This window comes from Tolypothrix tenuis PCC 7101 (genome assembly GCF_963874875.1).
GTDB classification, from domain to species: Bacteria; Cyanobacteriota; Cyanobacteriia; order Cyanobacteriales; family Nostocaceae; genus Aulosira; species Aulosira tenue.
On the sequence record NZ_CAWNJS010000003.1, the window covers coordinates 117,751 to 131,695 of the forward strand.

Annotated in this window: 12 protein-coding genes; all 12 read left to right on the forward strand. The window is 40.7% G+C overall.

Annotation, left to right across the window (positions count from 1 at the left end):
• Positions 1–346 precede the first annotated feature (346 nt).
• On the forward strand, positions 347–2,608 hold the full coding sequence (locus AACU25_RS35835; RefSeq protein WP_096585235.1) for a heavy metal translocating P-type ATPase: 2,262 nt from the start codon (positions 347–349) through the stop codon (positions 2,606–2,608).
• A gap of 129 nt (positions 2,609–2,737) precedes the next feature.
• Positions 2,738–3,409, forward strand: coding sequence for a cupredoxin domain-containing protein (locus AACU25_RS35840; protein ID WP_242051343.1), 672 nt, complete (start codon positions 2,738–2,740; stop codon positions 3,407–3,409).
• A gap of 10 nt (positions 3,410–3,419) precedes the next feature.
• The gene (locus tag AACU25_RS35845) at positions 3,420–3,839 is read left to right on the forward strand and encodes a VOC family protein (protein WP_096585237.1); all 420 of its coding nucleotides are present in this window, start codon (positions 3,420–3,422) and stop codon (positions 3,837–3,839) included.
• Between the two features lie 32 nt (positions 3,840–3,871).
• Entirely contained in the window at positions 3,872–4,327 is a 456-nt protein-coding gene (locus AACU25_RS35850) for a DoxX family protein (RefSeq protein ID WP_096585240.1), read from the forward strand.
• 451 nt (positions 4,328–4,778) lie between these two features.
• Complete coding sequence (locus tag AACU25_RS35855; RefSeq protein ID WP_096585243.1) at positions 4,779–5,693, forward strand: NAD-dependent epimerase/dehydratase family protein; 915 nt, start codon at positions 4,779–4,781, stop codon at positions 5,691–5,693.
• A 150-nt stretch (positions 5,694–5,843) separates the two neighbouring features.
• On the forward strand, positions 5,844–6,257 hold the full coding sequence (locus AACU25_RS35860) for a heavy metal-responsive transcriptional regulator (RefSeq protein ID WP_096585246.1): 414 nt from the start codon (positions 5,844–5,846) through the stop codon (positions 6,255–6,257).
• Positions 6,258–6,274: 17 nt separating this feature from the next.
• Entirely contained in the window at positions 6,275–6,901 is a 627-nt protein-coding gene (locus AACU25_RS35865; protein WP_096585251.1) for a class I SAM-dependent methyltransferase, read from the forward strand.
• Between the two features lie 292 nt (positions 6,902–7,193).
• On the forward strand, positions 7,194–7,388 hold the full coding sequence (locus AACU25_RS35870; protein WP_096585254.1) for a heavy-metal-associated domain-containing protein: 195 nt from the start codon (positions 7,194–7,196) through the stop codon (positions 7,386–7,388).
• 106 nt (positions 7,389–7,494) lie between these two features.
• On the forward strand, positions 7,495–8,805 hold the full coding sequence (locus AACU25_RS35875) for an efflux RND transporter periplasmic adaptor subunit (protein WP_096585257.1): 1,311 nt from the start codon (positions 7,495–7,497) through the stop codon (positions 8,803–8,805).
• 36 nt (positions 8,806–8,841) lie between these two features.
• Complete coding sequence (locus tag AACU25_RS35880) at positions 8,842–12,021, forward strand: efflux RND transporter permease subunit (protein WP_096585260.1); 3,180 nt, start codon at positions 8,842–8,844, stop codon at positions 12,019–12,021.
• Positions 12,022–12,177: 156 nt separating this feature from the next.
• Positions 12,178–12,585, forward strand: coding sequence for a heavy metal-responsive transcriptional regulator (locus AACU25_RS35885; RefSeq protein WP_096585263.1), 408 nt, complete (start codon positions 12,178–12,180; stop codon positions 12,583–12,585).
• A gap of 169 nt (positions 12,586–12,754) precedes the next feature.
• Entirely contained in the window at positions 12,755–13,669 is a 915-nt protein-coding gene (locus AACU25_RS35890; protein WP_096585266.1) for a hypothetical protein, read from the forward strand.
• Positions 13,670–13,945: the final 276 nt, after the last annotated feature.

Sequence of the window (13,945 nt, forward strand, 5' to 3'; positions counted from 1 at the left end):
GTGAATTACAAGTCCGACGCTGAACTATGCCAGAACCTCTGAAATGGTATAACCATAGGCAAATTTTGCCAATAGCGCATTCCAAAAGCTTTCCGAACTTTAGATCAAGGTGGTTATTGTTTGCTGGAGTTTATCTTCAAATATCTAGTTCACTGGAGAGTCAAGAGACTTGAACAGAAATTTTTCCCCAGTTCAGTTAATGTATAGGAAATAGCTGCAAAGCTAGTTGAGAAAGGACTTTTTGCGTAGTTCCAATTTTTTTCTTCTACCCCCTTGACACTCCAGTTCACTGGAGCATTCAAGATGAAATCAGTCTTGAACACGACTTGATAATTGGAGCTTTGAAATGGAGAATGCCACACTTAAACTACGCGGTATGAGTTGCGCTTCTTGCGCCAGAAGTATTGAAGATGCGATTAGTTCTGTCCCTGGTGTAAATGAATGTAGTGTGAATTTTGGGGCAGAACAGGCAACAGTTGATTATGACCCCAGAAAAACAGATTTACAAGCTATACAAGAGGCAGTAGATGCAGCAGGCTATTCTGCCTATCCCCTCCAAGAACAAAATCTGATGGCGGGAGAAGATGATGAAGAAAAAAGATATCGCCTGAAAGAATCCCGTGATTTACAACAAAAAGTAACAGTAGGGGGCATCATTAGCATAGTGCTGGTGATTGGCTCACTACCAATGATGACAGGGTTAAACCTACCTTTTATTCCCACATGGTTGCATAATCCTTGGGTGCAATTAGTCCTCACAACTCCTGTACAGTTTTGGTGTGCTGTACAGTTCTACGTTAATACCTGGAAAGCTTTTAAGCGTCATGCCGCGACAATGGATACCTTAATTGCTTTAGGTACAAGTGCAGCATATTTTTATTCCCTATTTGCTACTTTGTTTCCCGGCTTTTTTATTGCTCAGGGATTGATGCCAGATGTGTATTATGAAACTTGTGCTGTCGTCATTACCTTGATTTTACTAGGGCGACTATTTGAAAACCGCGCCAAAGGGCAAACCTCAGAAGCTATCCGTAAGTTGATTGGTTTACAGGCCAAAACAGCAAGGTTAATTCGCAACGGACGAGAAATAGATGTACCCATTGAACAAGTAGAAATTGGTGATGTGGTGCTGGTTCGTCCTGGGGAGAAAATTCCTGTTGATGGGGAAGTAGTTGACGGGACATCCACAGTTGATGAAGCGATGGTGACTGGCGAGAGTGTACCTGTGAAAAAACAACCAGGGGATGAAGTCATCGGTGCAACCATCAACAAAACTGGAAGTTTTAAATTTCGGGCGACAAGAGTAGGAAAAGATACCGTACTGGCGCAGATTGTGCAATTAGTACAGCAGGCTCAAGGCTCAAAAGCCCCAATTCAAAGACTAGCAGACCAAGTTACTGGCGCTTTTGTGCCGGCAGTAATTGCGATCGCTATCCTTACTTTTATCATCTGGTACAACATCATGGGCAATGTCACCCTGGCGTTGATTACCACAGTTGGGGTGTTAATTATCGCTTGTCCTTGTGCATTGGGTTTAGCTACACCGACTTCAGTGATGGTAGGCACAGGTAAAGGTGCAGAAAACGGCATTTTAATTAAAGGAGCCGAAAGCTTAGAACTAGCACACCAGATTCAAACAATTGTGTTAGATAAAACTGGCACAATTACCCAAGGTAAACCGACAGTTACAGATTTTCTGACAGTTGACGGTACGCTCAACGGCAACGAAATGAAGCTGATACAATTAGCCGCATCCTTAGAACGCAATTCTGAACACCCCTTAGCAGAAGCAGTTGTCAGATATGCCCAATCTCAGGAAGTACCATTAGCAGATGTCAGCGATTTTGAAGCGATCGCAGGTAGCGGTGTCCAAGGTATCGTTTCTAACCGTCTTGTGCAAATTGGTACACAACACTGGATGGAAGAGTTGAGTATTAACACTCAAGCCTTGCAACAAGATAAAGAACGCTTAGAATACCTGGGTAAAACAGCAGTTTGGTTAGCAGTTGACGGCGAAATCAAAGGATTGATGGGGATTGCTGATGCCATTAAACCCACTTCCATCCAGGCTGTGAGAGCATTACAAAGACTCGGTTTAGAAGTTGTCATGCTCACAGGTGATAACCGCCGCACCGCAGAAAGTATTGCCCATGAAGTTGGTATTAAACGAGTTTTGGCAGAAGTGCGCCCCGACCAAAAAGCCGCGACAGTGCAAGCAATACAAGCAGAAGGCAAAATTGTTGCAATGGTTGGTGATGGTATCAATGATGCACCAGCTTTAGCTCAAGCCGATGTGGGAATTGCCATTGGGACTGGTACAGATGTGGCGATCGCCGCTAGTGATATCACTCTGATTTCTGGCGATTTACAAGGCATAGTTACAGCAATTCAACTCAGCCGCGCCACAATTCGCAACATTCGCCAAAACTTATTCTTCGCCTTCATCTACAACGTTGCTGGTATTCCCATCGCCGCCGGGATTCTGTTCCCCTTCTTCGGTTGGTTACTCAATCCTATTATCGCCGGTGCAGCAATGGCCTTTAGTTCAGTTTCTGTAGTCACCAATGCGCTGCGGTTACGTAACTTCCAACCTAAAACACTCGCATAGAGGAAATAAAAATGTTCAATCAAACCATATTTTTCGGAACTTTAGCAGGATTTGGATTTCTGCTGGGAGTGATTTCAGGAATTTTAGTTTAGTTGGCAAATTAATCACATTCAAGTAGGAGGTTTTTCAATGGTAAACAAAACAGCACTCATCGGTAGTATAGCCAGTTTAGGAATTGTATTCTCAATTGCATCGGGTGAAGCAATCGCACAAAAATCCCATGATACGCACTCATCCACAACAGTCCAAACTAATCAATTTCAACGTATCGATCAGCCACTAGGGAACAAAATAGCCGTGACTCTCGGCGGATTTGGACTAATCGGCTTACAACTTTGGTGGTTTTTACTCAGTAAACCTAAGTCTCAAAAAGCAGTTGCAACAGGTGGAAATGTCCAAGAAGTCACTGTCACCGTTGATGGGGGATATGATCCAAGTCGAATAGTGGTGCAAGTAGGGAAACCAGTAAGGCTTAAATTTGAACGCAAAGATCCCAGCAGTTGCTTAGAAAAAGTCGTGATTCCAGACTTTCACATTGCCGCAGATTTACCGCTTAATCAAGTAACCACTGTGGAATTTACACCCAAACAAGCCGGAAATTATCTCTTTACCTGTGGCATGAATATGTTTCGTGGTGAAATTCAAGCCGAAGCTTCAGACATTCAATCAACAGTCATAAAGGAAGAAAAAACGATGAAAGAACCACAACCCAAATCCTTCAGTTCAATCGATGAGCATGAAACAACTGTAGATCAAGGAATTCAAAAAGCCAGCATCAATATTGAAGCTGACATCAAATGAGGAACATCAAATGATTGATATTGGACTTACACATATTGCCCTACCTGTGTCAAACATTGAAAAAAGTATTGATTTTTACGCTACCTATGCTCAAATGCAAGTAGCTCATCGTCGCATTGATACTGACACAGGGGTTGCGGTTGCTTGGCTGACAGACCATACTCGCCCATTTGCAATTGTTCTCATTGAAACTAAGTCAATACATCCTGTTCTCTCGCCATTAGCACATCTGGGAATTGGCTGTAAGAGTCGTGAAGCAATGGATGTTTTGTGTGATCAGGCTCGTCAAGCGGGGGTACTGGTTGACGAACCCAAAGATTCTGGGTATCCGGTCGGATATTGGGCATTCTTGCGAGATCCAGATGGTCACACGTTGGAATTGTCTTACGGCCAAGAGATTGGTCTAACGGTGGAGCAGGGGAATACGTAGCACACATTTTTGAAAATAATAGGAGAATTTTTATGAAAGGCGATCATCTGCGCTCGACTACCCAAGCTACAAATTTACAACCACAAAAACCATACAATACCGGACTTCATGCAACTCGCAATTATTTGCCATTGATTGCCCGCATTCTTTTATCTAGCTTATTCTTGTGGTCAGGGTTCAATAAAATTCTTCACCCAGCTGATACACAAGCATATATGGCCGCCTATGGGATGCCTTTCACCTGGCTATTTTTACCAGTAGCGATCGCCCTAGAAATTTCGGCTGGACTGTCTTTACTCCTGGGTTTCTATGCACGCTTAGGAGCTGCGGCTTTAGCCATATTCACCTTCATCGCTACCTTTATTTTCCATAGCAACTTTACTAACCCAATTGAGCAGATCATGTTCATGAAAAATCTGTGCATCATCGGTGGGTTACTAATGGTCATTCAGTACGGTTCTGGCAATATTGCTTGGCGACCACGTTAATGGGTTTAATTAGCCGTCTTTATCTGCGCTCATATGCGTTTATCTGCGGTTAATTATTCTTGATATCTTATTATCTACAACTTTAGATTAATTACTCACCGTTCGCGTAATCCAAATAGGAAATAATTAATTCCCGAAAATTACTTGAAAGTATTGCTATGTCTAGCTTTAATATTTTAAACCAGGGTATAAGTCTCTTGCATACCAACTTTCACAAAACATATTGCCAGGAATCTAGATTTGTTGAGAGCGATCGCAGTATTGATTGTCCAAGTCTCCAAAGTCTAGATATCCCAATGCTTAATGCGTTTCATTCATGTATGACAAAGCTTTTAGCCATTTGGCTCAATTCTTTATTTCCTGAATCGATTACGCGAACGGTGAGTAATTAGGTATCACAAATTAATTTTTCATCTCGTTTAATTCAACACATTCTAGTTCAGAGATGACTATGAAAGTATTAATTGCTGGAGCTACCGGTGTGATCGGTCGTCCACTCATCACACAATTAATTCAAGCTGGATATGATGTAACTGGCCTGACTCGTTCTCCCCAAAACGCCAATTTTCTTACTCAGCAGGGAGCAAAATCCGAAATCATTGATATCTTTGATGCTGATGCTGTTCATACTACCCTTAGCCGTATTCAGCCTGAAGTTGTCATTGACCTACTCACTGCTTTACCCAAAAACTATACTCCTGAGTCAATGAGTGCTGCAACTGCCCTAGACCATCGCACCCGCAGAGAAGGAGGAGCAAACCTGCAAATAGCGGCTCAAGCAGCAGGAGTCCGGCGTTACATTCTCCAGTCCAGTGCTTTCTGGTATGCTCCAGGTATAGGTTTAGCTGATGAAGAAACGCCCTTTGCCTTTGATAGCACACCTGCCATAGCAGCAGGAACACGGATGTATGCAAATATAGAACATCGCCTCTTGTCTGCAAATACTTTAGAAGGTGTTGTCCTGCGTTATGGTTTTCTCTATGGTTCAGGAACTTGGTACGCATCAGACGGAGATATGGCAAATCTTGTGCGACAACAGCAATTTCCCATTGTTGATGACGGACAGGGTGTTTGGTCATGGATACACGTTGAAGATGCTGCTACTGCCACTGTTGCGGCTGTTGAGCAAGGTAAACCATGGGTTTATAACATCGTTGACGATCGCCCTTTAGAATTGCGAATATGGCTATCTGCCTATGCTGATTGGTTAGGTGCAAAGCCACCTGTAAGGGTATCCGTTGAAGACACACTCAAAACTCAAGGAGCAGATGCAGTTTACTATGCCACTCAACTGCGAGGGGCATCTAATCTCAAAGCCAAGCAGGAATTGAAGTTTCAGCCGCGATCGCTCCAATGGCTAGATTAAACTCTGGCTTTTAACTTGTATAAGCCAGAGAAGCCCAAATCATTAGAGAGCAGTTTTTTCAAAAATGATATTTTTCATCCTTGACTCTCCAGTTAGATGGAGAGTTTAGGATATGATTCAGTAATCATATTTCACTGAAGTTTGGTAAGTATGTTAGCTCCAGCACAAGCAAAACAGATTGGTGTAGTTGCCAAAGAAAGCGGCGTACCAATTAAAACTATTCGCTACTATGAAGAACTTGATCTACTCAAATCATCCGGAAGAACAGAAGGCGGATTTAGATTATTTAACTCTGATGTTTTGGAAAGACTGCACTTTATTAAACGCGCTCAAAGCTTAGGATTAAGCTTGTCAGAAATTAAGGACTTTTTAAATATTCATGATAGTGGAGAATTACCTTGCGAGCATATAAAAACTAAACTAGAAGATAAAGTAAAAGCTATTGATGAACAAATTCAGCAATTACTGATTTTGAGACAAGAATTATCAGGATTGCTATCTGGTTGGGAAATAAAGCTTGATAATGATCATTCAACAATTTGTCCAATTATTGAACATGAATAAATATTACAAAAAATAATATGAGTGAAACTATAGTTCGCAAACAGTACGACCAGTTAGCGGGTGTTTACGATTTACGTTGGAAAAGTTATATAACTAATACACTATCTTTCCTCAAAAAATGGGCAGAGATATCACCAACAGATACTATACTTGATGTTGCCTGTGGTACTGGTGAGTTTGAACATTTACTGCTAGCTGAATATTCATCACAACAAATTGTTGGGATAGACATTTCAGATAAAATGCTGGCGATCGCCAAACAGAAATGTAGTGCTTATCCTCAAGTATCATTCCAGATTGCGAGTGCATCAAATTTGCCATTTGACAATGATAGTTTTGATGTGATTGTGTCTGCCAATGCGTTTCACTACTTTGACGATCCACTTGCTGCATTAAAGGAGATGAGACGAGTCCTGAAGCCTGATGGTAAAGTTATGATCCTGGATTGGTGTAGAGATTATTTACTTTGTAAAATATGTGACATTATCCTTAAAGGTTTCGATCCGGCTCATCAGCAGTGTTATACCCAAAATGAATTTCACCGCTTGCTTGAAGATGCAAATTTTGCGGTTTATCGCGCAACCAGAATTCGCTTTGGTGTTGTATGGGGGTTGATGGTAGCTACAGCAATTCTCAAGAATTAAGTTGTTTTATTGCTGCTTATACACTTTTAATTTTACTAAAATTAATACTTTTAAAAGATTTTCACTAATTACAAGAACAAAAATTTCAATTTTATATAAAACCACAGATGCACACAGATAAACAGTGATGATTTATCTGTGTACATCTATTTTTATCTGTAGTTATTTTTTTATTTTTCCTCTTGACTCTCCAGGCAGATGGAGAATTTAAGCTAATTCCAGGTTGAGTAAAAAATTAAAAACTTACTCAAACAAACCACTATTTAGTAGTAAAAGTCAGGAGTTTTCAAAGATGACATTACAATTTACTATTCCTAAATTAGCTTGTTCAGCTTGTGTAAATACCATCACCGATGCAATTCAACAATTTGATGCTGCTGCCACTGTCAAAGCTGACACAAAAACTAAAACCGTTAGTATTGAAACTCAAGCATCAGAGACAGTTGTTAAAGAAGCGTTTGCCTCTGTTGGCTATCCATCTATCTAGGAATTTCAAAAGTATATCAACAGTTATTGTTTTGCTAACTGTTGATAGAAATTTTTCTATTAAAAATTATTTTGGCTCAACTTAGTTTACAGGAAATTTCTCAAATATGAACCCCTTGGAAAGCCAGACTCCTATTCTAGATTTAGACGATGATTTCCAGATTGAATTGCAGTCACCACACTCACAAAAACCTTGGCTTTGGCTATTGCTAACCCTACTCTTGGTAGGTGGAGGTATTGTTGTTTGGCGTGTGCTGACTCCCAGTCAAAAATCTCCAGTAGCGACAGCTGTTGCACCTCCAGGAATTAAAGTAAAATTATCCTCACTACAAGCAAGCACAATTGAACAAAGTTCCAATTTTATTGCTAACCTCCGATCGCGTCGTTCAGTTACTCTCCGTCCCAGAATCCAAGGTCAGATCGGTCAGATTTTTGTGAGATCCGGCGATGAGGTAAAAACAGGTACACCAATTCTGCAAATCGATGCGGAAGAACAAAAAGCAGCAGTTAGCAGTGTGGATGCAGCTGCAATGGCGGCGCGATCGCAACTCGAAAATGCCAAAGCAACTCTCAAATCTATAGAAGCTGAACGTTTATCCAAACAAGCTGATGTCAGGTTAAATCAGTTGGACTACCAAAGGTACTCTTACCTTGCTGCGGAAGGTGCGATATCTCGTCAAACTCAGGATCAATACGCTAACAAACTAGCTACAGCTAAAGCCAACTTGAGTGCAATTGAGGCCCAAATTCAAGCCCAAAAAGCTGCTATCTCTCAAGCCGAAAAAGCTGTACAACAAGCTCAAGCAGCTACCAAACAACAACAAGTCCAATTGAAATACTACAAAATTACCGCGCCTTTTACTGGCAAAGTAGGCGACATCCCCATCAAAATCGGTGATTTTGTCGATACCTCTACTCAATTGGCAACTATTACCGAAAATCAAACTCTAGAAGTCAATATTTCCATACCAGTTCAGCAAGCAACCCGATTACGTCCGGGAATGACATTGCAATTAATTGACGAACGAGGTAAAAATCTCGGAAGCAGTCGCATATTTTTCATCGCTCCCAACACCGCTAACGATACGCAGTCAGTCTTAGTAAAATCACTGTTTGATAATTCCCGCAGACATTTGCGAGCCGACCAATTTGTTAAAGCGAAAGTGATTTGGGACAAACGCCCAGGAGTATTAATTCCCACAACAACTGTCATCCGTTTGGCTGGAGAAACCTTTGTTTATGTAGCTGAATCATCACCCAAGCGATCGCAGTTAGTAGCACGGCTTAAACCCGTAGAACTAGGTAGCATCCAGGGTAATCAGTATCAATTGCTAAAAGGGTTAACCGCAGGAGAGAAAATTATCGTTTCCGGTTTACTCAACTTAAGAGATGGCGCTCCGATTATCCCTGAGCCTTAATTAAATCTAGATTTTCACCCAGAAAGAAATAAGTTTATGTTTGCGAATTTTTTTATTAAGCGACCTGTATTTGCGATCGCTTGCGCTCTCGTCATGCTCATGGTAGGAATCATCAGCATTCCCTTACTACCAGTAGAGCAGTACCCAGATATCAGTCCTGTGCAAATCAATGTTACCGCTAATTACATTGGTGCTAGCGCCCAAGTTGTAGAAGATACTGTCACCACAGTTTTAGAACGCCAAATTAATGGTGTCGAAGGCTTGAAATATATCACCTCAACCAGCAGCAGTGACGGTACTAGCAACATTATCGTCACTTTTGACCAAGGCTATGACATTGATACTGCGGCGGCTGATGTGCAGAATCGAGTCTTGCTTGCAGAACCGAAATTGCCAGAAGTTGTCCGTCAAACGGGAGTTTCTGTCACGAAGCAATCCAGCGGTATCGTCTTAGCGATGGCTTTATATAGTGAAGGCGATAAGTACGATGACACTTTTATTAGTAACTATGCAGACCTGTATGTTTTAGACCGTCTCAGACGCATCAAAGGTGTAGGTAATATTGCGACGTTTGGCGATCGCCGCTATGCAATGCGGTTGTGGCTTGACCCGACTCAACTTGCTAATCGCAAGCTCACAACTGAGGACGTAATTAACGCACTTCATCAACAAAACTTACAGTTAGGTATCGGTAGTATTGGACAGCCACCTGCACCAAATGGGCAAATGTATCAAATTGAGTTGCAAACTCAAGGGCGGTTAAAAGAAGCTGCCGAATTTGAAAACATGGTCATCAAAGCGGGTACAGATGGCACACTTGTGAAGCTTAAAGATGTTGGTCGTGCTGAACTTGGGGCAGAAAATTATAGTTCCTTTGCTCGCTATAGCGGTCACGTTGCTGTTGGCTATCAAATCCTGCAAATTCCTGGAAGCAATGCTTTAAAGATTGCTAATGCGGTAAAAGCCGAAATGGAGCAAATTGCAAAGGACTTTCCACCTGGTTTGAAATATGAATTTCCCTATGATTCTTCACTATTTGTTGAAGCATCTCGCCAGGAAGTTGTCAAAAATTTATTGGAATCGATTGTGCTAGTTGTCTTAGTAATTTTTGTTTTCTTACAAGACTGGCGCACTACCCTCATTCCCGCAATTACAATTCCAATTTCTTTAATTGGAACGTTTGCCTTTGTAAAAATTTTCGATTTTTCACTTAACAGCTTGACTTTGTTTGGTTTGACTTTAGGGTCGGGGATGGTGGTAGACGATGCAATCATCATCGTCGAACAAATTAACCGCTTTATCCAGAGTAAAAGGATGAATCCGCGCCAAGCGGCTAGTGAATCCATGACAGAACTGTTTGGGGCGGTAATTGCCACATCCCTCGTACTCATGGCTATGTTTATTCCTGTGGGATTCTTCCCTGGAACAACGGGACAACTATATAAACAATTTGCACTGACGATCGCTTTCTCAATTGTACTTTCGACTTTTATTGCTATTACCTTAACTCCAGCTCTGGCAGCTATGTTGTTGCGGAAAACTCAAAAACCACGCGGTTTACTAGGCTGGATTTTTGGAGCGATTAATTGGTTACTTGACTGGATGCAAAAAGGATACCAACAAATTCTCCGGTTGCTGATCAACTTTAAAATCGTTGTTGTGGTACTGTTTATTGCATCTTTGGTTTGGACAGGCTGGCTTTACCTGCGCGTCCCGACAGCATTTTTACCAGAAGAAGACCAAGGTTATTTTATTAACTTAATACAGGGGCCAGATGGCACTTCACTCAACTACACCCGTGAAGTTGCGAAGCAAGCAGAAAAAGCACTGCTGAAGATACCAGAGATTCAAGGTACTTTTGCAATGGGTGGTGTTGGTTTTAGTGGTAATACTCCCAACCGAGGCTTGATATTTGCACCGCTAAAATCTTGGGATGTCCGAAAAACAGCCCAACAAACAGCATCAGCAATTGTTAATCAAGCTAGAGGTGGACTGTCAGCAATCAAAGACGCAGCCGTGTTTGCAGTGAATCCTCCGACTATCCAAAGTTTAGGCAGTGTGGGTGGTTTTGTGTTTCAGCTGCAAGATAGAGGAGACAGAAATAATAGCGACATCAATAATTTAGTCAAAATCAGCCACGATTTAATCGGCAAAGCCAATCAAACACCAGGATTGCAAGGAGTATTCAGTACCTACACAGCCAATGCACCACAGTTACTTATCGAAGTAGATCGAGAAAAAGCCGAAGCCTTACAAGTCCCTGTCAGAGATATTTTTAGCACCTTGCAGACTTTCATCGGTTCTCGCTACGTCAATGATTTTAATGCTTTTGGTCGCACTTATCGAGTCTATGTCCAAGCAGATCAACAGTTTCGCGCTAACCCAGAAGATATTGGACAACTATATGTGCGTTCCGGGCGGGGTGAGATGATTTCCCTCAGTAGTTTGGTGAAGGTTACACCAACCACCGGGCCGCAAACAATTAACCACTACAATCTATATCGCTCAATTGAAATTAATGGCGCAGCCGCTCCTGGCTTCAGTTCTGGACAAGCAATAGAAGCGATGAAAAATTTAGCCGCTACTGTCTTGCCAAAAAACATAGGTTACGAATGGTCAGGTATTACCTTAGAAGAATTAGAATCAGGTGGTCAAGCACCAATTATTTTTGGTCTAGGAATTTTCTTTGTTTTCTTAGTGCTAGCTGCTCAATACAATAACTTCGTAGACCCTTTGATTATTTTATTGTCAGTTCCCTTAGCTGTTTTAGGAGCATTGTTAGCCCAATCATGGCGCGGCTTGTATAACGATGTTTATTGTCAGGTTGGTTTAGTCATGTTAATTGGGTTAGCTAGTAAAAATGCAATTTTAATTGTTGAATTTGCTAACCAATTACGTGAACAAGGTTTTTCAATTACCAAAGCAGCCGTGAAAGCTTCTGGAGAACGCTTACGACCAATTATCATGACTGCTATTTCTACTCTATTGGGAACTTGGCCGCTTGTTGTTGCTACAGGCGCAGGTTCGGCCAGCCGGCAATCTCTGGGTACGGCTGTCTTTGGTGGAATGTTCGTTGCAACTTTCTTGAGTTTGTTTGTAGTACCTATCCTGTATATCGTGATTACCCAAATTCGCTTACTGTTTGTAGGTGTACCAAAGTTAAGGAATCAAGCGGGTAAGTTAGCAAAACAATCAGGAATTGACGTACTCCGTTGAAAATAACCGAGAATTCTTAGCTTGGCGTACATCCCCTGGCTTGAGCTTAGGGGGTTTTCACTTTACCCCATTATTTTTAATCGAGTTGATACTTGACTCTCCATCTGACTGGAGAATCTAGGATAAAGTAGACGATTAAATTTAAGAGAAGTAATTATGCTAGTTCAAGAAAAGTCAAAACAGATTGGTGTAGTTGCTAAAGAAAGTGGAGTACCAATTAAAACCATTCGCTACTATGAAGAGCTTGGTCTACTCAGATCATCAGGCAGAACTGAGGGTGGTTTTAGATTATTTAACACTGATGTTTTAGCTCGCCTGCACTTTATTAAACGCGCCCAAAGTCTGGGTTTAACTTTAGCCGAAATCAAAGAATTTTTGAATGTTCATGATGAGGGAGAATTACCGTGTGAACATATAAAAATCAAGCTTGAGGATAAGGTACAAGCTATTGATGATCAAATTCAGCAATTACTTATTTTGAGACAAGATTTGTCAGAGATGCTGTCTGGCTGGGAAATTCAATCCGAAACATATCATCCAACAATTTGCCCCATTATTAATTAAAAATCAGTGTTAATCTAAAAAATATTTTTTAACAATACGCTCACTCAAAAATGAACGTATTTTTTATTAATTCAAATCAAAAAACTAAAAATTTCTTGATTTTACCTCTTGACTCTCCACTCAACTAGACAATTTAAACTCACTTTATCTTGAGTAAAGGAGAAAATCAATGAATAGATTTATAAATGCGATCGCTATCACTACTACTTTGGTAATAGTTCAAGCTTGTTCATCATTACCTAACGCTGAAGAAAAAGCAATGTCTGTTAGTACACATCAGCATGAGGAGCATTTAACGAGCGGAAGTCATAATCATGAAGAGCCTTCAATCAATGAAAGTCATCATGGAGAACATTCAACAAGTAGCACAGTTCATGGTGAGAAGAAAGCAGTGACTCAAGCAAAACTTAAAGTTTCCAGTGAAATCACCCCAAATAAAAATATTTCGCTATTGATTGATGTTGAAGATTTAGAAGGGAAGGCGATCGCCAAGTTTGACACTTTTCAAGAAAAGCTCATGCATTTAATTATTGTCAGTGACGATCTTCAGTTTTTCAGCCATCTTCATCCTACATATAAAGATAATGGTCAGTTCAAAGTAGAAGCTAGTTTTCCCCAAGCAGGTGGTTACACATTTTTTAGTGACTACAAACCTACTGGTCAAACAGAGCAAATTTCAGTATTGAAAACACAAGTTCCAGGAATCAGTATTGCTGCTCCAGAAATTGACATTAAGCGTAGTAAAACTTTCAATGATACTCAAGTCAATCTCGCTCTTTCTGAACCCACTGTAAAAGCAGGTCAAGAAGTGACTTTAATGTTTAAATTACAAGATGCTGCTAACAATCAACCGTTAACAGACTTGCAACCTTACTTGGGAGAAAAAGGACATTTGGTTATCCTGCGACAGTCAAGCTCATTAACAGCAGCAGATTACATCCATGCTCACGCACTCAAAAATACCCCAACTGGACAGGTTCATTTTATGACTAGCTTTCCGCAAGCAGGCAAGTATAAACTTTGGGGACAATTCAATCGTAACGGGAAAATTATTACTGCTGATTTTTGGATTAATGTGGTTTAATTTAGCTTATACTTCTTAGTAACACAAGAGTACAAAACTTTTTGGCTTCTTACTTTGTATGTCCATAGTATATAGGTGAATTCACCACCTTAAACGGGTGGTGAATTCTTGCTTTTAACTCTTCTTATTAAAACTAAGAGTATTATCTCAAGATCTATTGGTTATGAGAAAGCTACATACAGTAACTTTTTGTCTATTAATAGAAACTGTTGTAGGAATTATCTGCCCTGATTGATTTTTAACTTGAATTCTACTACGTCAGGTAACTTAATTGCA

Coding starts and splice junctions, on each gene's coding strand:
- AACU25_RS35880 (WP_096585260.1), top strand. CDS start 8,842: ATGTTTGCGAATTTTTTTATTAAGCGACCTGTATTTGCGATCGCTTGC.
- AACU25_RS35835 (WP_096585235.1), top strand. CDS start 347: ATGGAGAATGCCACACTTAAACTACGCGGTATGAGTTGCGCTTCTTGC.
- AACU25_RS35875 (WP_096585257.1), top strand. CDS start 7,495: ATGAACCCCTTGGAAAGCCAGACTCCTATTCTAGATTTAGACGATGAT.
- AACU25_RS35860 (WP_096585246.1), top strand. CDS start 5,844: ATGTTAGCTCCAGCACAAGCAAAACAGATTGGTGTAGTTGCCAAAGAA.
- AACU25_RS35840 (WP_242051343.1), top strand. CDS start 2,738: ATGGTAAACAAAACAGCACTCATCGGTAGTATAGCCAGTTTAGGAATT.
- AACU25_RS35845 (WP_096585237.1), top strand. CDS start 3,420: ATGATTGATATTGGACTTACACATATTGCCCTACCTGTGTCAAACATT.
- AACU25_RS35855 (WP_096585243.1), top strand. CDS start 4,779: ATGAAAGTATTAATTGCTGGAGCTACCGGTGTGATCGGTCGTCCACTC.
- AACU25_RS35885 (WP_096585263.1), top strand. CDS start 12,178: ATGCTAGTTCAAGAAAAGTCAAAACAGATTGGTGTAGTTGCTAAAGAA.
- AACU25_RS35865 (WP_096585251.1), top strand. CDS start 6,275: ATGAGTGAAACTATAGTTCGCAAACAGTACGACCAGTTAGCGGGTGTT.
- AACU25_RS35870 (WP_096585254.1), top strand. CDS start 7,194: ATGACATTACAATTTACTATTCCTAAATTAGCTTGTTCAGCTTGTGTA.
- AACU25_RS35850 (WP_096585240.1), top strand. CDS start 3,872: ATGAAAGGCGATCATCTGCGCTCGACTACCCAAGCTACAAATTTACAA.
- AACU25_RS35890 (WP_096585266.1), top strand. CDS start 12,755: ATGAATAGATTTATAAATGCGATCGCTATCACTACTACTTTGGTAATA.